The sequence below is a fragment of the Pseudomonas sp. W3I7 genome (assembly GCF_030816095.1).
GTDB lineage: Bacteria > Pseudomonadota > Gammaproteobacteria > Pseudomonadales > Pseudomonadaceae > Aquipseudomonas > Aquipseudomonas salomonii.
In genome coordinates this window covers 1,082,983-1,100,144 of record NZ_JAUSXP010000001.1, presented here as the reverse complement: position 1 = coordinate 1,100,144, position 17,162 = coordinate 1,082,983, and the positions used below count along the sequence as shown (strand labels likewise).

Annotated in this window: 18 protein-coding genes; 11 read left to right on the top strand and 7 right to left on the bottom strand. The window is 61.5% G+C overall.

All coding sequences use genetic code 11. From position 1 onward, the window contains the following. The first annotated feature begins 25 nt into the window (after positions 1–25). Complete coding sequence (locus tag QF043_RS30720; protein ID WP_373460775.1) at positions 26–460, top strand: methyl-accepting chemotaxis protein; 435 nt, start codon at positions 26–28, stop codon at positions 458–460. Between the two features lie 76 nt (positions 461–536). After that, a complete protein-coding gene (locus QF043_RS05210; RefSeq protein WP_307417724.1) occupies positions 537–1,055 on the top strand; it encodes a DUF1003 domain-containing protein in 519 nt (172 codons plus the stop codon). Between the two features lie 157 nt (positions 1,056–1,212). On the opposite strand, the gene QF043_RS05205 is transcribed toward QF043_RS05210, so the two are convergent. After that, on the bottom strand, positions 1,213–2,091 hold the full coding sequence (locus tag QF043_RS05205; protein WP_307421306.1) for a LysR family transcriptional regulator: 879 nt from the start codon (positions 2,089–2,091) through the stop codon (positions 1,213–1,215). A gap of 80 nt (positions 2,092–2,171) precedes the next feature. On the opposite strand from QF043_RS05205, the gene QF043_RS05200 reads away from it, so the two are divergent. Together QF043_RS05200 and QF043_RS05195 are read left to right on the top strand one after the other, a co-directional pair. Continuing rightward, entirely contained in the window at positions 2,172–2,879 is a 708-nt protein-coding gene (locus tag QF043_RS05200) for a CTP synthase (protein WP_307417723.1), read from the top strand. After that, positions 2,876–3,196: an antibiotic biosynthesis monooxygenase gene (locus QF043_RS05195; protein WP_305455070.1), complete on the top strand. Its 321-nt coding sequence runs from the start codon at positions 2,876–2,878 to the stop codon at positions 3,194–3,196. The genes QF043_RS05200 and QF043_RS05195 overlap by 4 nt, the downstream gene beginning before the upstream one ends. A gap of 1,155 nt (positions 3,197–4,351) precedes the next feature. Here the strand turns inward: QF043_RS05195 and QF043_RS05190 are convergent. After that, positions 4,352–4,675, bottom strand: coding sequence for a DUF2025 family protein (locus tag QF043_RS05190; RefSeq protein ID WP_056859595.1), 324 nt, complete (start codon positions 4,673–4,675; stop codon positions 4,352–4,354). 232 nt (positions 4,676–4,907) lie between these two features. Between QF043_RS05190 and QF043_RS05185 the strand changes: the two genes are divergently transcribed. Next, positions 4,908–6,035: a glycerophosphodiester phosphodiesterase gene (locus QF043_RS05185; protein WP_056859596.1), complete on the top strand. Its 1,128-nt coding sequence runs from the start codon at positions 4,908–4,910 to the stop codon at positions 6,033–6,035. Then, positions 6,036–6,713, top strand: a complete 678-nt coding sequence (locus QF043_RS05180) for an AraC family transcriptional regulator (RefSeq protein ID WP_307417721.1) — start codon at positions 6,036–6,038, stop codon at positions 6,711–6,713. It abuts the gene before it with no gap. Here QF043_RS05180 and QF043_RS05175 read toward each other — a convergent pair. Beyond that, a complete protein-coding gene (locus QF043_RS05175) occupies positions 6,705–7,568 on the bottom strand; it encodes a sterol desaturase family protein (protein ID WP_307417720.1) in 864 nt (287 codons plus the stop codon). The two genes, QF043_RS05180 and QF043_RS05175, sit on opposite strands and share 9 nt — an antisense overlap. Before the next feature lie 154 nt (positions 7,569–7,722). Here QF043_RS05175 and QF043_RS05170 point away from each other — a divergent pair, with 154 nt between their 5' ends. From QF043_RS05170 to QF043_RS05155, 4 genes are all read left to right on the top strand, one after another. Beyond that, entirely contained in the window at positions 7,723–8,031 is a 309-nt protein-coding gene (locus tag QF043_RS05170) for a PepSY domain-containing protein (RefSeq protein ID WP_307417719.1), read from the top strand. A gap of 186 nt (positions 8,032–8,217) precedes the next feature. Continuing rightward, positions 8,218–9,390 carry a GAF domain-containing sensor histidine kinase gene (locus QF043_RS05165; RefSeq protein WP_307417718.1) on the top strand — a complete coding sequence of 391 codons (1,173 nt, stop codon included), beginning with the start codon at positions 8,218–8,220 and terminating at the stop codon, positions 9,388–9,390. Between the two features lie 100 nt (positions 9,391–9,490). Next, the gene (locus QF043_RS05160; protein ID WP_307417717.1) at positions 9,491–10,513 is read left to right on the top strand and encodes a transporter; all 1,023 of its coding nucleotides are present in this window, start codon (positions 9,491–9,493) and stop codon (positions 10,511–10,513) included. A gap of 232 nt (positions 10,514–10,745) precedes the next feature. Continuing rightward, positions 10,746–12,362 carry an inorganic phosphate transporter gene (locus QF043_RS05155; RefSeq protein WP_305455082.1) on the top strand — a complete coding sequence of 539 codons (1,617 nt, stop codon included), beginning with the start codon at positions 10,746–10,748 and terminating at the stop codon, positions 12,360–12,362. Positions 12,363–12,485: 123 nt separating this feature from the next. On the opposite strand, the gene QF043_RS05150 is transcribed toward QF043_RS05155, so the two are convergent. The 3 genes from QF043_RS05150 to QF043_RS05140 form a co-directional block, all read right to left on the bottom strand. Beyond that, positions 12,486–13,460, bottom strand: coding sequence for a biotin-dependent carboxyltransferase family protein (locus QF043_RS05150; protein ID WP_307417716.1), 975 nt, complete (start codon positions 13,458–13,460; stop codon positions 12,486–12,488). Beyond that, positions 13,457–14,335 carry an allophanate hydrolase subunit 1 gene (locus tag QF043_RS05145; RefSeq protein WP_307417715.1) on the bottom strand — a complete coding sequence of 293 codons (879 nt, stop codon included), beginning with the start codon at positions 14,333–14,335 and terminating at the stop codon, positions 13,457–13,459. Before QF043_RS05145 ends, QF043_RS05150 begins: the two co-directional genes overlap by 4 nt. A 70-nt stretch (positions 14,336–14,405) precedes the next feature. After that, the gene (locus QF043_RS05140) at positions 14,406–15,164 is read right to left on the bottom strand and encodes a 5-oxoprolinase subunit PxpA (protein ID WP_307417714.1); all 759 of its coding nucleotides are present in this window, start codon (positions 15,162–15,164) and stop codon (positions 14,406–14,408) included. Between the two features lie 104 nt (positions 15,165–15,268). On the opposite strand from QF043_RS05140, the gene QF043_RS05135 reads away from it, so the two are divergent. Continuing rightward, the gene (locus QF043_RS05135) at positions 15,269–16,186 is read left to right on the top strand and encodes a LysR family transcriptional regulator (RefSeq protein WP_017137886.1); all 918 of its coding nucleotides are present in this window, start codon (positions 15,269–15,271) and stop codon (positions 16,184–16,186) included. Here the strand turns inward: QF043_RS05135 and QF043_RS05130 are convergent. Beyond that, on the bottom strand, positions 16,183–17,079 hold the full coding sequence (locus QF043_RS05130) for a LysR family transcriptional regulator (protein ID WP_307417713.1): 897 nt from the start codon (positions 17,077–17,079) through the stop codon (positions 16,183–16,185). The genes QF043_RS05135 and QF043_RS05130 overlap by 4 nt on opposite strands. Positions 17,080–17,162: the final 83 nt, after the last annotated feature.

Here is a 17,162-nt window from a genome sequence, read left to right as displayed (position 1 = left end):
CGTGATTCAGCAAACTGCCAGCGGCATGCGCGAAATTGCCGCCGACATCGACACCTCCTCGCAACTGATCGCCAAGCTGGGTGAGCGTTCGCAGCAGATCACCGCCATCGTCAACACCATTCGCGGCATCGCCGACCAGACCAACCTGCTGGCACTCAACGCCGCCATCGAGGCGGCACGCGCGGGCGAGCAAGGCCGTGGTTTTGCCGTGGTGGCTGACGAAGTGCGGCAACTGGCAGCCCGCACCAGCGGCTCGACGGCGGAAATCTCCAGCATGATCGCGATGATCCAGGACGAAACCCGCCAAGCCATCGAGAGCATGGACAGCACCCGCGACCGCGCGGCGCTCGGGGTCGACCTGGCCAACCGTGCGGGCACGGTGATCCTGCAGATTCGCCAAGGCACCACCGAGGCGGTGCAGGCGGTGAGCGCGTTTGCCAACGAGCGCGGCAACAACTGACCGGTTCTTCATGTGTCTGTCGGGGGGCCCGGTCTATAGTGCTAGCTTGTCTTAACGCTTAGGATTCGAGCCCGCCATGACCCCCGACAAGCCAGAAGCCGTACCTGTCGATCACCTGCGCTTCCACCGCGGCCACGCCCATCTGGCGCCGACCTTTGGCAACGACACCTTTGCCCTCAAGGCCGAAGCCTTCGCACGCTTCTTTGGCACGCCGACCTTTCTCGGCGCGCAAACCGCGATCGTGGTGTTGTGGGTGGTGCTGAACATCACCGGCGTCACGCACTTTGACGTGTACCCGTTCATCCTGCTCAACCTGGCATTCAGCCTGCAGTCAGCCTACGCCGCGCCGCTGATCCTGCTGGCCCAGACACGCCAGGCCGCCCGCGACAAAGCCCAGTCCGACGCGGATGCGCAGCACCGCGAAGCCCTGGCCACCGCCAATACCGAACGCCAGGCCCAGGCCGCGCAAACCACCAAACAGTTGCTGGAGTTGCTGGAGCAGAACACCCGGCTGACGGAAATGACCAAGCAACTGACCGAGCGTATCGAGACGTTGACGTGCGAAATGCACGAGCAGTTTGTGCGAAAAACCTGAAGGCAGACCAAAGAACCCTTGTGGCGAGGGAGCTTGCTCCCGCTGGACTGCGTAGCACGCCCGCTCTTTAAAACCAAAAGCAGGGCCGCTGCGCGCCCCAGCGGGAGCAAGCTCCCTCGCCACAGGTAACCGGTTCATCCTTGGCTGATAGCCCGGCTCAAGGCAACCGAATATGCCGCCCCAACTCATCAAACAAGGTCACCACCGAGCGCAGTGCCCGGCAGTCCGGGCGAGTCAGCAACCACAGCGCGGTCTCACGCCCTGCCAGCGCGGGGCCGAGTGGTTGCAAACCGTCCTCCAACAGAAAGTCCGGCAGTGCCGCCACACCCAACCCTGCCCGCACCAGCTCGGCGACCGACAACATGCTGTTACAGCGATAACTGGGGCGCACGCCCGGCAGGTGTTCACGCCGCCAAGCCACGGTGGAGTGATCGGGCAAGAAGTCATCCGGCGCGATCCACGCCAGTTCGGCCAACTCACGCCCCTGGTTTTGGCGGGCATAACCGACGCTGGCGCACACCTGATAAGCCACGCTGCCCAGGCGGCGCCCCACCAAGTGCTCCGGCGGCGTCTTGGTCAGGCGCAGGGCAATGTCCGCGTCGCGGCGGCTGAGGTTGGCAAAATCATTGGATGTGCTCAATTCCAGGGTCAGCGCCGGGTAAGCCGGCATGAACTGCGCCAACGCCGGCAACAGCAAACCCTGCAACACCGAGTCGGTGCAGGTCAGGCGCACGGTGCCGCTGATCACTTCACCGCCCTGCTCCACCCCGATGCGCGCGGCTTCCAGCGCCTGCTCGGCCTGTTCGGCCTGCTGCGCCAGGTGGCTGGCCAAACTGGTGGGCAGGTAGCCGGCGCGGCTTTTTTCGAACAGGGTTTGGCCCATGGCCGCCTCCAGCCGGCGCACGGCACGGAACACCGTGGACACATCCACCCGCAGCAGCGCCGCCGCCCGCGCCAAGGTGCCGCCACGCACCAGGGCGAGAATCAGCGACAGGTCCGGGTAATCGAGTTGATAGTGCGTGGCTGCATTGAGCATGTGGGCAAACGCCAATGTTGATTGCGTGAGCGCCAATCTATAGTGCACCTCAGGACACCACAAGCCATGGGATGTACACGATGAAAACCAACCCCCTGCACCTCGCCCTGATCGGTGATTACAACCCTGACGTAACGGCCCACCAGGCCATCCCCGTGGCACTGCAACAGGCTGCCGACACCTTGGGGCTGAGCGTGCAGTTGCACTGGCTGGCGACCGACTCGATCACCCCGGCCACCGAGCTGCAGGCCTTTGACGGCTTCTGGTGCGTGCCCGCCAGCCCCTACCGTGATGCCGACGGCGCCCTGCGGGCGATTCGTTTTGCCCGCGAGCAAAAACGCCCATTCCTGGGCACCTGCGGTGGTTTTCAACACGCGGTCATCGAATATGCCCGCAACGTGCTCGGCTGGACGGATGCGGAGCATGGCGAACTGGCGCCCGACGCCCGGCGCGCGGTTATCACGCCGCTTGCGTGTTCCCTGGTCGAGGCCACCGGCAGCATCCGCCTGGCGCCCGACACACGCATCGCCCAGGCCTACGCCAGCCTGGACACCCACGAAGGTTACCGTTGCAGCTACGGCATCAACCCCGCGTTCGCCCATGCGTTGCTCGAAGGCGACCTGATCCCCAGCGGCCACGATTCGGCGGGCGATCTGCGCGCTGTCGAACTGCTGGACCACCCGTTTTTCGTCGCCACCTTGTTTCAGCCCGAACGCGCGGCACTTAAAGGGCTTACGCCGCCACTGGCGGTTGCCCTGCTCAACGCCTGCCAGGCGCAATCGCTATGATCGCCAACACGCCCGCCCCACCCTATTACGCAGTGATTTTCAGCTCGCTGCGTACCGAAGGCGATCAAGGCTATGGCCAGGCCGCCACGCGCATGCTGGAACTGGCGCGCGAGCAACCGGGGTTTCTGGGTGTTGAGTCAGCCCGGGAAGACGGCTTGGGCATTACCGTTTCCTACTGGGCAAGCGAAGCGGCGATTTTGGCCTGGAAGCAACAAGCCGAACACAGCCAAGTGCGCGAGCAAGGCCGTGCCCATTGGTATTCGGCGTTTCATACGCGCGTGTGTAAGGTCGAGCGGGCTTACACCTTCCAGCGTTGAAACACAGCCTCAAGTCCCCTGCAAAACCCTGTGGGGGCTGGCTTGCCTGAGATAACTATTGGCATCTACACAAATATTGGCGTCTGTGGTGTTGGGCTGTTTTATCTTGGGGGCATATCCGTTATTTAGGTCACGGCGGCTTATGGTTCCGCTCTTACAGCGGGTCACTTTTGGCAAACGCCCCAAAAGTAACCAAAAGGTCTGTGCCCCACCACTCGGTGCCTCGCCTAGGCTCGGCATGCCCGCACTCCGGCTTGAATCCGTGGGCCGCCGCGATGGGCCATCCTTGGCCCAGCGCGGCTAACCCGGCGTCCTGCCGGGTTACCCACGGATTCAAGCCTGCGTTCGGCCATCGTGGTTGACGGGGCGCCTCAGATCAAAAGCAAGATCAAAAGCAGAGCACGGCGGCCTGAAAGCCGACCTGAGTGGTTGAATCAAAAGCCAGATCAAGTGCAAAGCAACAGCCTATCTACCTGATGCAACACAGTCTAAATGTGGGAGCGGGCTTGCTCGCGAATGCGGTGGGTCAGTCAATTCATCTGTCACTGACCTACCGCATTCGCGAGCAAGCCCGCTCCCACAGTTGACCGCATGCATTTTTGAATATGAGGTCGGCTGCGGATTTGCATGCACTGAAGAGCTGCTTCTCTGTGGTAGCTGGCTTGCCTGCGATGCAGACACCTCGGTACATCAGGTACACCCAGGTGATGCCATCGCAGGCAAGCCAGCTTCCACCTTTGACCGAGTATGGCTCTGCTGTTGCTGTTGCTCTGGCCCTTACATCCTTTTCGATGACGAAGTCAGCGGTCTTTTGATCTGCGCTTTTGATCTTGATCTTGATCTGAAATCGCCCCGTCAAACACGATGGCCGGAATCTGACAGGGATTTGGGGGGTAAACCGGCAGGGATGCCGGTTTAGCCGCCCCGCGCCATGGATGGCGCGTGGCGGCGGCCCCCCAAATCACTGTCGGATTGCGGGCATGCCGAGCCATAGCGAGGCACCGAGTGTTGGGGCGAGGACCTTTTGGTTACTTTTGCGTCCTTGCAAAAGTGACCCGCTGTAAGAGCGGAACCAATGTGAGCCGTTACCGCAGCAACGGATATGTACACCACCAACAAGCCAGCTCCCACAGGTTGATCTCCACCTGCCTGGACCTAACTCACCAAACTGCGCAACGCACTGATCTGCGGGATCTCCACCCGGCGCATATACACGCGCAACGGCTCGGTGATGTTGATACGGTCATCGATATTCTGGTCCAGCAGCAACTGCAGGCGCTCGCGCGACAGGGTCATGGTGTGGTCGGCGGCCGGCAGCCAGACGAATTCGGCAGTGGGAATGATGCCGTCATCGGCCACGTCCATGCCAAAGGCGTCTTCGCTGAAACGCACGATGTAGTGGCCGGTTTTGCGGTTCAGGCCGACAAAACCCTGGAGTTGGTCGGCGGCCTGGCAGATAAGCTCGGAAGTGATGCGCATGGTAAACCTCACTGAAAAGTCCCACAGGGACTGGAAAGATGGTTTACACGCGTGGCAGAAATTACTGCCCTCTGACGGGGCAGCTTCGGCCAAGAATACTGCAACGCAGCACAAAAAAACCCACAAAAATGCCTCGTGAGTACCTTAATGTCGGTTTGGTGATAGCGCCTTTCGCAATCAATTGTTAAAAAGGACGCCTTCTCAAAGTTACCTCCACGAAAGGACTTCGCATATGCCTGTTACGTTTACCAAGAGCGCCCTGCTGCTCGCTCTGATGCTCGGCCTTGGTCAGGCACAGGCTGCCGACCCGATCAGCCCGGCTGAATTGGCGACAAACGAAGGCATTCCGTACCCGGCTGTCATTGCTCACCGTGGCGCATCCTACGATGCCCCCGAATCCACCGCCGCTTCCTACAAGCTCGCCCGCGACCTGGGTGCCGACTACCTGGAAATGGACCTGCAACGCAGTAAAGACGGCGTGCTGTTCGCTTTGCACGACAACAACCTGCAACGCACCACCGACGTGGCCACCAAGTTCCCCGAGCGTAAAGACGCCCCGGCCAACGAGTTCACCTGGGCCGAACTGCGCACCCTGGACGCCGGCAGCTGGTTCAACGCCGCCTACCCGGACCGCGCCCGCCCGGCGTTTGTCGGCCTGAAAATCCAGAGCCTGGACGAGATCATCAAGATCGCCGAAGGCAACCCGCAGCACAAACCTGGCCTGTACATCGAGACCAAGGAGCCCAAGCAGTTCCCGGGCATCGAAGCCGATCTGAAAAACAAGCTGCTGGATAAAGGCTGGTTGAGCTCCGCCGGTTCCAAGCTGGGCAAGAGCAACACCGGCGTGGGCCAGGGAAGAGGCCGCGTGGTGCTGCAGACGTTTGAAAAAGACAGCTTGAAAGAGCTGCAAAAAGAAATGCCCAACACCCCGAAAATCCTGCTGTTGTGGGTCGGCCCAGGTAGCATCGAGCCGAAATCGGCACAAACCTTCGCCGAATCCGGCGAAACCACCAAGGCCGCCTACTACGCCAAGCAAGAGCCAAAAGACGCCGCCGAGTTCGAAAAATGGGTGGACGAAGCCAAGAGCCTCGGCGCCATCGGCACCGGCCCTTCGGCCGAGCTGACCAACCATGGCGACCAGAGCTACACCGACCTGGTCAAGCCTGAGATGAACAAGCTGACCCACGACAAGGGCCTGCTGGTGCACGTCTACACCGTCGATGAGCCGGTGGACTTCGAAAAAGTCATGAAGGCCGGCGTGGACGGCATCTTCACCAACCGCGCCGCCGAACTGCTGAAGTTCTACAAGCGCTGGCCTTCGTCGAGCGTGCAGGACCTGCTCAAGGACAACGGCTACTGAGTGAAACCCGAATGGTCAGGTCGCCTGTGGTTGGGGCATGACTACGGCCTGATCTTTGGCGAGCTGGGGCGTACCGCGCCCCATGCGCACTATGCCCATCAGCTGGTGTTCTGCCCCGGCAAGCCGGTCACGGTGAGCCTTGATGGCCGTGTCACCACGGCCCATCGCCTGTTTATCCCCTCGCAACACCCCCACGCCATTCTCGCCAGCGACGGTAACGTGCTGATGCTGTATGCCGAACCCGCCGCCTTTGCCGCCCCGACCCTGGAACGTCTGCTGCTCGACGCGCAGCCGTGCCTCGAGACGCTGCAATCGCAACTGGGCCAGCTACCCCGGCGAGCCCTCATTGACCCGCGCGTGGAAAGGGCACTGTCGGCCCTGGATCAACAGCTTGCCGGCAAGGTTTCAGCCCAGGCATTGGCCGAAACCGCGCACCTGTCATTGAGCCAGTTGGAGCGCCTGTTCACGCATCAGTTGGGCGTGCCCGTGCGCCGCCTGGTCTTATGGCGGCGCTTGCGGGTAGCGCTGCAATTGGCCCTCGGCGGCAGCCCGTTGACCGAGGCCGCCCACGCGGCGGGGTTTGCCGACTCGGCGCACTTTTCGCGCACCATGAAGCAGTTGTTTGGCGTGACGGCCGGCGTGTCATTGCGTCAGCTGGACGTGCGGCTGCTAACGTAGCGCGCCCGGCAACTTTGGTTCTTGGCTCAGACGCGTCGGCATGAACGGGTCACGTAACTGCGCCGCATACGCCACCGGAAAGTCCGGCCGGCTGCCAATGCCCAGGTCGCCAGGGCCCATGTGATAGTGCTCACGATAAAACGCCGTGCCCAACAGCCAGTCCCACAGGTTGAAGAACAAACCGAAATTCACATCCCCGGCGCGCCCGTACTTCATGTGATGGAAGCGATGCACCGGCGCCCAGGCAAATACCCAACGCAATGGCCCTAGACGCATATCGACGTTGGAGTGCTGCAACAACAGCTGGATCGCAATCGCCAGGGCCAGCAATTGCGCAACCTCCACGGGAATGCCCAAGAGCACCAGCGGCAACAAGCCGGCCGTCGCCTCCAGCATCTGATGCAAAGGGTGCTTCATCAGCCCATTGAACCCATACAGCCGTTGCACACTGTGGTGCACCGCATGCAGGCGCCAGAGCGGCGCCATACGGTGGCTGGCGTAATGCATCAGGGTAATGCCGGCATCGGCCAACACGATCGACACCAGCAGTTGCGCCCACACCGGCCAGTCGCGCGGCCAAATGCCTTCGAACGCCAGTAGGGCCGTGAGCCCTGGCAAAATCAACAGGCCCATGGCGTTGAGGCTCTCGTTGACCAACGCGTGAAGCGTATCCCGGCGCCGGTCCCCGAGGCTGCGATTCCATTGCGGCTGATAGGGCAGCCATTGCTCCATCACAAATGACACGGCGACGGCTGTCGCAAACACCACCACCAGCCAACCGGGCTTCCATAGCCCCCAGGCTAAAAAACCCACCAGAAATACAGGCGCATAAAGCCAAGCCACTAAACGTTTCATCCGAGTCTCCCTTGCAGTGAGCCCCCAGCATGAAACCCTCCACTCCCAGCGAATTGAACAAACGGCGCAACCGTTTGAAATAATTAAGGGTGAGTTAAGTTGCGCTGGATAACCTGAGGCCACTTAAACAGCTCACCGAAGAAGGACACACACTATGAAAACCCTGACCGCCCTGTTCGCCGCCACCGCCCTGACCCTGACTGCCGGCTTGGCCCAGGCCGATGTTCGCCCCGACCAAATTGAAGGTTTGCTCAAGTCCGGCGCTGTGATGCCGTTCGAAAAACTCAACGCCGCCGCCTTGGCCAAACACGCCGGCGCGACCATTAACGACACCGAGCTGGACCACAACAACGCCGGTGTTCTGGTCTACGAAGTTGACCTGACCGACACCGCAGGCAAGAAGTATGAAGTGAAGCTCGACGCCAAGACCGGGGCCGTACTGGAAGACAAGCAGGACACATGATTATTTGATCGCAAAAAAACCGCGCCACCTCAGGGTGGCGCGGTTTTTTTATGCCTGTTCATCCGCCAATCGCAGAAAAGGTCTGCAAATAGTTAATGAAATTACACCTACAAAGCGCAAGGTCGCTAGAATTCCCACTATTGACCTGAGCCGAACGCTCACCACCTTCCGTATCGAGATCGCTGCATGGGGCACAAAGCCGCCGACATCGCCACCATTGGCCGCATCAGCGCGGTACCCGCGATGCTCCAAGTCATCAGTGACATGACCGGCCTGCGCTTTGCCGCCGTAGCCCGGGTGACCGACGACACCTGGACCGCCTGCGCCGTGCTCGACCAACTGGAGTTCGGCCTGGGCGTTGGCGGCGAACTCGACCTGACCACCACCATTTGCCATGAAATTCGTGGCTCCCACGTATCGGTGGTGATCGACAAAGCCAGCGAAGATCCGCTTTACCACGACCACCACACCCCGCGCATTTACCACTTTGAGAGTTACATCTCAGTGCCGGTATTTCGCACCGACGGGCGTTTCTTCGGCACCCTCTGCGCCCTCGACCCCAACCCGGCACCGCTGCGCAGCAGCAGTATTCAATCGACCATGGAGTCGTTTGCCCGCGTATTGTCGTTGCAGATTGAAGCCGAGGAAGCCTTGCAGCAGACCGAAGCGCAATTGCAGGAAGAACGCAGCACCGCCGAGTTGCGCGAGCAATTTATCGCCGTGCTGGGGCATGACCTGCGCAACCCGCTGTTCGCGATCAATTTCGGCGCCGAGCGCTTGCTGCGCAAACACCCGGACCCCGCGACCGACACGCTGATACGCCATATCCTCACCAGTGGCCGGCGCGCCGCGCAACTGGTCGAGGATGTGCTGGACTTCGCCCGTGGCCGCATGGGCAGTGGCATCCCGTTGCACCTCAAAGACTGCCAGGACCTGCAAGCCGCTTTGCAGCATGTGGTGTCCGAAGTGCAAAGTGTTCACCCGCAGCGGCTGATCCAGGCCGATATCGGCGACCTGCGTGGCGTGTATGGTGACCGCGATCGACTGGCGCAATTGCTCTCCAACCTGGTGGCCAACGCCATTCACCACGGCAGCCATGACGGTGCGGTACAGGTCACGGCGCAGATCGAGCAAGACCACTTCACCTTGGCCGTCAAAAACCCCGGGCAGATCGACGCACTCGCCCTGCCACGGCTCTTTGAGCCCTACGCGCGACCGCTTAAAGACGCACCGCAAGCCGGCCTGGGCCTGGGTTTATATATCGTCAAACAGATTGCCGATGCCCACGGCGGGCAGCTTAAGGTGTCCTCCTGCGAGCAAACCGGCACTCAGTTCACCTTCAGCTTGAAAATACGCTGAGCAAGTTTTCAAACTGTCACAAAATCGTCATCCCGCCTTGCAATGATTCGCCCACGCGAACCTGTGAAACGTCCTACAGGCGCTTTCTCTGCGAGCCGCCATGAACCACAGCATCGACCACAGCCACCAGGATCCTGATCTGTTTGGCTTGCTTTACGGTTTTCGTTTTCGGCCCGGTGACAAGGGCGAGCAGATTGATTCAGCGACCGCGCTGGCCGCGTTAAAAGCACCACAAGACCCGGATGAGTTCCTGTGGCTGCACCTGAACCTGGCCCACGCCGCCTGCGAACGCTGGATGCAGGCCAACCTGTCATTGCCCGACGAGTTTTTCGAAGCGCTGCACGAAGGCTCGCGCTCCACGCGTATCGAACACGTCGACTCGGCCTTGCTGGCGGTGGTCAACGACGTGGTGTTCAACTTCAGCAGCATGGTTTCGTCGGATATCTCCACGCTGTGGGTGTGCGCACGCAGCCGTTTGCTGGTGAGCGCACGCCTGCAACCGTTGCACTCGGTGGATAAATTGCGCTCATCGGTAAAGGCCGGTGAACGCTTCCGTTCGCCGCTGGAGCTGCTGGTGCATCTGTTGCGCGACCAAGGCGAAGTGCTCACGCAGATCGTGCGTAAAACCAGCATCAGCGTCGACCATATCGAAGACCAGTTACTGTCCTCACGCCTGTCCACCAACCGCGCCGAACTGGGTGCGGCGCGCCGGGTGCTGGTGCGCCTGCAACGCCTGCTGGCACTGGAGCCGGGCTCGCTGCTGCGCCTGCTCAACCGCCCGCCGCAGTGGCTGCAGAAAGAAGACGTGAAGGAGTTGCGCAAATCCACCGAGGAGTTTGCGCTGATCATCAACGACCTCACGGCCCTGGGCGAACGCATCAAGCTGTTGCAGGAAGAAATCGCCGCCAACCTCAACGAACAAAGCAACCGCACGCTGTTTACCCTCACGGTGGTGACGGTACTGGCGTTGCCGATCAATATCATCGCCGGTTTTTTCGGCATGAACGTGGGCGGCGTGCCGCTTTCCACCGACCCGGAAGGGTTCTGGATCCTGGTGGCGCTGGTGGCGACGTTTACCTTGATTGCCGGGCGCTGGGCGTTCCGTAAGCGCAAAGACTATTGAACTGAAACACAGTCAAAATGTGGGAGCGGGCTTGCTCGCGAATGCGGTGGATCAGTTAAAAATAAGCTGACTGACACACCGCATTCGCGAGCAAGCCCGCTCCCACATTGGTTTTGCGGCATTTATTGGACCAGCGGCAAACTGAATCCCATAAACACTGACCTGCCGCAGCATCTCTGTAACATTCTGCAATGATCATCTAGACCATCCTCCCCACACTGGATGCTCCGGCATGGCCACCCCTTCCCTGACCGCTTCCGACGTCGTCTCACCCGCAGACCCCAAACCCCGGCTGGATAAAAAACCCGGCCTGCTCACGGTGATCATGTTCTTCGCCGTGCTCGCCATGGGCTTGTTGTTCACCGCCTACAGCCTGATGCACGACATGCACGAACTCGGCACGGTGGTTACCACCTGGACGCCGTTCCTGCTGTTGGGCGTGGCGCTGTTGATCGCCCTGGGCTTTGAGTTCGTCAATGGTTTCCACGACACCGCCAACGCCGTGGCGACGGTGATCTACACCAACTCGCTGCCGCCGCATTTTGCGGTGGTGTGGTCGGGCTTTTTCAACTTCCTCGGCGTGCTGCTCTCCAGCGGCGCGGTGGCGTTCGGCATCATTGCCTTGCTGCCGGTCGAACTGATTTTGCAGGTCGGTTCCTCGGCCGGCTTCGCGATGATCTTTGCGCTGCTGATCGCGGCGATCCTGTGGAACCTCGGCACCTGGTGGCTGGGCCTGCCGGCCTCGTCGTCGCACACCTTGATCGGCTCGATCATCGGCGTCGGCGTTGCCAATGCCCTGATGCACGGGCGTGATGGCACCAGCGGTGTGGACTGGAGCCAGGCCACCAAGATCGGTTATGCCCTGCTGCTGTCGCCGCTGATCGGTTTTGCGTTTGCCGCCCTGCTGTTGCTGGCCTTGCGCGCCTTTGTCAAAAACCGCTCGCTGTACAAGGCGCCCAAGGGCGACACCCCGCCGCCGTGGTGGATTCGCGGCGCGTTGATCGCCACCTGCACCGGTGTGTCGTTCGCCCACGGCTCCAACGACGGGCAAAAAGGCATGGGCCTGATCATGCTGATCCTGGTGGGTACGCTGCCGATGGCGTACGCGCTGAACCGCACCATGCCCGCCGACCAGTCCCTGCAATTTGCGGCAGTGGCGGAAGTCACTCAGGCCGCGCTGGTCAAGTCGGCGCCGCAACCGGCCCCGGCCGATTCACGCGCGGTCCTCTCGACCTACGTGCGCACCAAGGAAGCGACCCCGGAACTGGTGCCTGCACTCGCCGCCATCACCGGCCATATCGGCGCAGAAGTAAAAGGCTACGGCTCCCTCGCCGCCGTGCCGGCCGAAGCCGTCGGTAACGTGCGAAACGACATGTACCTGACCAGCGAAAGCATTCGCTTGATGGACAAGGGCAAGGTCGGCAACTTCGACGCCGACACCCAAGGCAAGCTCAAACTGTTCAAAGACCAGATCGACGCGTCCACGCGCTTTATCCCGCTGTGGGTGAAAATCGCCGTGGCCATCGCGCTCGGGCTGGGCACCATGGTCGGCTGGAAGCGCATCGTGGTCACGGTGGGCGAGAAGATCGGCAAGACGCACCTGACTTACGCCCAAGGCGCTTCGGCCGAGACGGTGGCGATGCTGACCATCGGTGCCGCGGATATGTTCGGGCTACCGGTGTCGACTACCCATGTGTTGTCGTCGGGTGTGGCAGGCACCATGGTGGCCAATGGCGGTGGCTTGCAGATGAAGACCATCCGCAATCTGCTGATGGCCTGGGTGCTGACGTTGCCGGCGGCGATTTTGCTGTCGGGCAGCCTGTACTGGCTGTTCACCCAACTGTTCTGACCTCGGTGGGAGCTGGCTTGCCTGCGATGGCATCACCTCGGTTCAACTGACAGACCGAGGCGCTTGCATCGCAGGCAAGCCAGCTCCCACACAAACCTGTTTCCACATGGGTTTTAGGGTGTGTCAGTGATTGAACAGCCCAGCCATGGCCTTCAAGCGCTTTTTGTAGATCCGCCGCGCCTCCAATGCTTCTTCCAATGTCACCGCCACAAACCCCGCCCGCTGGTTCGGCTGCATCTGCCCGATCAAGTCCAGGTCGGCACTGATCACTGTGCCGATCATCGCGTAGCCGCCACCCGACACCGCATCGCGGTGCAGCACAATCGGTTCCAACCCCGCTGGCACCTGGATCGAACCGATCGGGTAGCAACTGTCGACGATATTCGAGGGATCCGAGCCCGCGCCAAACGGTTGTTCGCGCGCCTGAAAACTCAAGGCACTCCCGCCCTTGAAGCGATAGCCGATGCGATCGGCCTCGGAGCCGACCGTCCACGGCTCGGCGAAAAAGCTGCTTTTTGCCGCCTCCGTCAGGCGCTCGTAATACAGCCCTGGCACCACGCGCAAGGTCACATCACCACCGACCGAACGGCGTAAGGCCATCGGTAAACTATCGCCCGCGCGGCCTGTTCCACTGGCGTCACCGATCGGCAGTTCATCGCCTTCCTGCAAGCGCCGCCCTTCAAACCCGCCGAGCGCGCCAAGGGTGTACGTCGAGCGGCTGCCGAGCACCAGCGGCACGTCGATGCCACCGGCCACCGCCAGGTACGTGCGCGCACCGGCCTTGGGAAACTCAAAGCGCAGCACCTGCCCGGCGCGGACCTGAAAGGCGGTGTCTTGATGCACCACTTCGCCGTCCAGACGCGGCGACATCAGCGCACCACTGAGCGCCACCAATGCGTCCTGGCGAAACTCCAGTTCCGGGCCGATCAGCGTGCACTCCAGGCCCGCAGCACCGGCTGGGTTGCCGACCAAATGGTTGGCCGCACTCAACGCGTACTGGTCCAGGGCGCCCGAAGGCGGAATGCCCAGGTGGTAATAACCTTCACGGCCCAGGTCCTGCACGGAGGTGGCGAGGCCGGGTTTGAGCACCTTGATCATGCCAGCGCCTCCTGCAGGGTTTTCGGGTAGCCGATGGGGTCGGCGAGAAACGCATCCAGGGAAAATTCCACCGGGCGGATACGCAGGTCGAAACGCCCTGCCTCCACGTCGGCCACCGCCAGGTCGTAGGCGTCGCGATCAATCGATTTGAATTGCACGATGTCACCGGGGCGGAAGAACACCATGTGTTCCTTGAGGTACGCCAACTGCTGCGCCGGGTCGTAGATCGGCGCCGGGGTTACGCCAAACATCTGGTAGCCACCCGCGCCGCGTACCGAATAAATGCAACCGAAACAGCCGCCATGGCCGAGGGTCAGTTTGGGCGTGTCGGTGCGTGGGCGCAGGTATTTGGGCACCTGCAATTGCCGCTCGCGCTCGACCATCTGGAACATGAACGGCAGGCCCGCAACAAAGCCGACCATCGACACAAACCACGGCGCGCCACTGTGGGCGGCGATAAACGCGTCCACATCGGCCAGGCCGTTGATGCGTGCAGCGTATTCCAGGTCGGTGCCGCTGGGGTCTTGATGGCGGTCGCGAAAGCGCATCAGGGTTTCATGGGTCCAGGGGTCGTTGTAGAGCACCGGGATTTCGATGATGCGCGTGTGCAAGGTGCGTTCGGCAACCGCCTGGGCTTCGGCGCTTTGCACCGCGTCAAGCAGCACATGCGGCGCGATACGGTCGGGGTCGAAGCGAATCTGGAACGATGCATTGGCCAGGCACACATCCAGCACGCCCTCCAACGCCAGGCGCTCCACGGCGCGGGTCACGGCCATGCCTTTGAAAAAGGCTTCCAGGGACATGCTGTCGCTGACCTCGGCAAACAGGTGCTCATCACCGCCGAAGCTGTAGCGGATGGGGGTGGTTTCAGCCATGTCTGTTCCTCTTGGAATCATTGTAGAAAGGCAGGCAAAAAGTGCTGTTGCGATATTTTTATTGGGGTGCTTATTGAGGTGATCTGACTTCAATCCCAGCCTGGTCCAGGGCTTCGCGGGTGGCTTCCACCAATTCCAGTGCGCCGGGCGTGTCGCTGTGCAGGCAGATGGAATCGAATTCGATCAACAGGTCTTCGCCTTCTACGGTTCGCACCCGGCCCGTCTGACAAGCACGCAGCACACGCGCCGCAACGGTTGCAGGGTCAAGTGCGCGCACATTACGGGTAAACACAATGGACCCGCTCAAATCGTACTCACGGTCAGCGTAAAACTCGCGCACCACCGGTTGCCCAAGCTCCTTGGCCACGCGCCAGATCACCGAGTTGGGCATGCAATACAGCAACAGCGTCGGCTCGATAATTTGCAGGTTCTGCACCAGCAGCCGCGCGGCTTCTTCATCGCGGGCCAGGTGCATATAGAGCGCGCCGTGGGGCTTTATATGTTGCAAGACCAAACCTTGGGCGCGCGCGATTTCGCGCAGGGCGCCGAGTTGGTAGAGGATGTCGTCCACCAGTTCCTGGGCCGGTGCATTGATGTGCCGACGGCCGAAACCCACCAGGTCACGAAAGCCCGGATGCGCGCCGATGCCCACGCCCAGTTGCTTGGCGCGTTCGACGGTGCGGCGCATGGTGCCGGGGTCGCCGGCGTGGAAGCCGGTGGCGATATTGGCTGAGCTGATATAGGCCATCAGGTCAAAGTCGACCCCATCGCCGATGGTCCAGGGGCCGAAGCCTTCGCCCATGTCCGAATTGAAATCCACTGCCTGCATCGAGGTCGCTCCGCCAAAAGAAGATGACTGAAAGTAGGCTGGGGCTTGACCCCTTGGGAAGATCTATTATCAGATGGCCCATCTTCTGAAAAACCGATAAAGCCATGTCCCTGACCTTGCGCCAAGTCCGCTACTTCGTCGCCACTGCCGAAATCGGCCAGATTTCCCAGGCGGCCATTCACCTGAACATCTCCCAGTCGGCGGTGACCACCGCCATCAAGGAGTTGGAAGCGATGCTCGGCGTGCAGTTGTTCGTGCGCTCGGCCCAAGGCATGAACCTCACTGACGCCGGGCGGCATTTTCTCAACCGCGCCTATGTGATCGTGCGCAGTGTGGACGACGCCCTTAACAGCCCGCTGCCCGACTACCGCGCCAGCGGCGTATTGCGTGTAGCGGCCAGCTATACGGTGCTCGGTTACTTCCTGCCGCATCACCTGCAACGCATGCAACACTGGCACCCGGACGTGACCATCGACGTCTTCGAGCAGGAACGCCAGGCCATCGAACACGGCCTGCTCGACGGCCAGTTCGACATGGCCGTGGTGCTCACCGCCAACCTGACTCACGCGGATATCGTCTCGGAAATCCTGTTCAACTCCGAACGCCGACTGTGGCTGCCCAGCCATCACCCGTTGTGCGAACGCGGTGCCGTGAGCCTGGCGGACGTGGCGCAAGAGCCTTACATCCTGCTGACCGTCGACGAAGCCGAGCACAGTGCCATGCGCTACTGGGAACAAGCCGGGCAAACGCCCAACGTGCGGCTGCGCACCAGTTCGGTGGAGGCGGTGCGCAGCATGGTCGCCAATGGCAGCGGCGTGGCGATTTTGTCGGACCTGGTGCACCGGCCGTGGTCGCTGGAAGGCAAACGCATCGAAACCCTGACCGTCACCGACCCGGTCACGCCCATGAGCGTCGGCCTGGCCTGGCACCGCGAGCGCGCATTTACCCCGGCGATGCAGGCGTTTCGTGACTACTTCCACGACGCTTTCCTGGCGCCGCAGCAGTTGTCGGCGCGGCGTTAAATATGGGCCTGCAAGGTCGCCGCCAGCCACTCCATGAACACCCGCACCCGCAACGGCAAATGCCGCTGGCCGGCGTAGAGCATGGAGACGTCCAAGGGCGGCGCGAGGTAGTCCGCCAACACCGAAACCAACTCGCCACTGGCCAATAAATCGCGAACGCCGAGCAGCGGCACCTGGATAATCCCCAAACCGCCGAGACACGCCGCCTGGTAGGCATCGGTGCTGCTGACGGTCACGCGCCCGGCCATGGCCAGGCGCTGCACCTTGTTGCCCTGCAGGTATTCGAACCCGGCCGAGCGCGCACCGAGCGGGCGCACGTAATGCACCAGTTGATGCTGCGCGAGGTCGGCAAGGGTTGCGGGCACGCCATAGCGTTGCAGGTACGCAGGGCTTACGCAGTTGACCATCGGCATGCTGCAGACCTTGCGTGCAACCACACTTTGGTCGGGCTGCGCGCCCACGCGCACCACGCAATCAAAGCCTTCAGCAATCACGTCCACCTGGCGATCCGAACTGCTGATTTCCATCTCCACCAGCGGGTGGCGCGCCATAAACGAAGGGAGCTGCGGCATCACCAGGCCGCGCGCCATGGCATTGGGCATGTCCACCCGAATGCGCCCGGCCAATTGCGCTTCGTCCTGGCGAAACAGGCCTTCGAGCTCTTCCATGTGCGCGAGCAAATCCTTGCTGCGCTCATACAGCACGCGGCCGTCCTGGGTGGCTTGCACGGTGCGCGTGGTGCGCTGCAACAGGCGCGCGCCCAGCAACGCTTCCAGCGCCTGCACATGCTCGGACACGGTGGAGCGCGGCAGGCCCAGGCTCTCGCCGGCCTGGGTGAAACTCGACAGCTCGGTAACGCGCAAAAAGGTGCGCAGCAGCTCAAGTTTGTTCATGGGATTGTTCGCTTTATCCGGCCAGTGATTCCGATATCAACCTGTTTATCACGTTATGGGCGGACAAATACACTCAGTCCCAC

Excerpts from the sequence above, each read along its gene's own strand:
- QF043_RS30720 (WP_373460775.1), top strand. The coding sequence starts at position 26 with ATGCGCGAAATTGCCGCCGACATCGACACCTCCTCGCAACTGATCGCC.
- QF043_RS05210 (WP_307417724.1), top strand. The coding sequence starts at position 537 with ATGACCCCCGACAAGCCAGAAGCCGTACCTGTCGATCACCTGCGCTTC.
- QF043_RS05205 (WP_307421306.1), bottom strand. The coding sequence starts at position 2,091 with ATGCTCAATGCAGCCACGCACTATCAACTCGATTACCCGGACCTGTCG.
- QF043_RS05200 (WP_307417723.1), top strand. The coding sequence starts at position 2,172 with ATGAAAACCAACCCCCTGCACCTCGCCCTGATCGGTGATTACAACCCT.
- QF043_RS05195 (WP_305455070.1), top strand. The coding sequence starts at position 2,876 with ATGATCGCCAACACGCCCGCCCCACCCTATTACGCAGTGATTTTCAGC.
- QF043_RS05190 (WP_056859595.1), bottom strand. The coding sequence starts at position 4,675 with ATGCGCATCACTTCCGAGCTTATCTGCCAGGCCGCCGACCAACTCCAG.
- QF043_RS05185 (WP_056859596.1), top strand. The coding sequence starts at position 4,908 with ATGCCTGTTACGTTTACCAAGAGCGCCCTGCTGCTCGCTCTGATGCTC.
- QF043_RS05175 (WP_307417720.1), bottom strand. The coding sequence starts at position 7,568 with ATGAAACGTTTAGTGGCTTGGCTTTATGCGCCTGTATTTCTGGTGGGT.
- QF043_RS05170 (WP_307417719.1), top strand. The coding sequence starts at position 7,723 with ATGAAAACCCTGACCGCCCTGTTCGCCGCCACCGCCCTGACCCTGACT.
- QF043_RS05165 (WP_307417718.1), top strand. The coding sequence starts at position 8,218 with ATGGGGCACAAAGCCGCCGACATCGCCACCATTGGCCGCATCAGCGCG.
- QF043_RS05160 (WP_307417717.1), top strand. The coding sequence starts at position 9,491 with ATGAACCACAGCATCGACCACAGCCACCAGGATCCTGATCTGTTTGGC.
- QF043_RS05155 (WP_305455082.1), top strand. The coding sequence starts at position 10,746 with ATGGCCACCCCTTCCCTGACCGCTTCCGACGTCGTCTCACCCGCAGAC.
- QF043_RS05150 (WP_307417716.1), bottom strand. The coding sequence starts at position 13,460 with ATGATCAAGGTGCTCAAACCCGGCCTCGCCACCTCCGTGCAGGACCTG.
- QF043_RS05145 (WP_307417715.1), bottom strand. The coding sequence starts at position 14,335 with ATGGCTGAAACCACCCCCATCCGCTACAGCTTCGGCGGTGATGAGCAC.
- QF043_RS05140 (WP_307417714.1), bottom strand. The coding sequence starts at position 15,164 with ATGCAGGCAGTGGATTTCAATTCGGACATGGGCGAAGGCTTCGGCCCC.
- QF043_RS05135 (WP_017137886.1), top strand. The coding sequence starts at position 15,269 with ATGTCCCTGACCTTGCGCCAAGTCCGCTACTTCGTCGCCACTGCCGAA.
- QF043_RS05130 (WP_307417713.1), bottom strand. The coding sequence starts at position 17,079 with ATGAACAAACTTGAGCTGCTGCGCACCTTTTTGCGCGTTACCGAGCTG.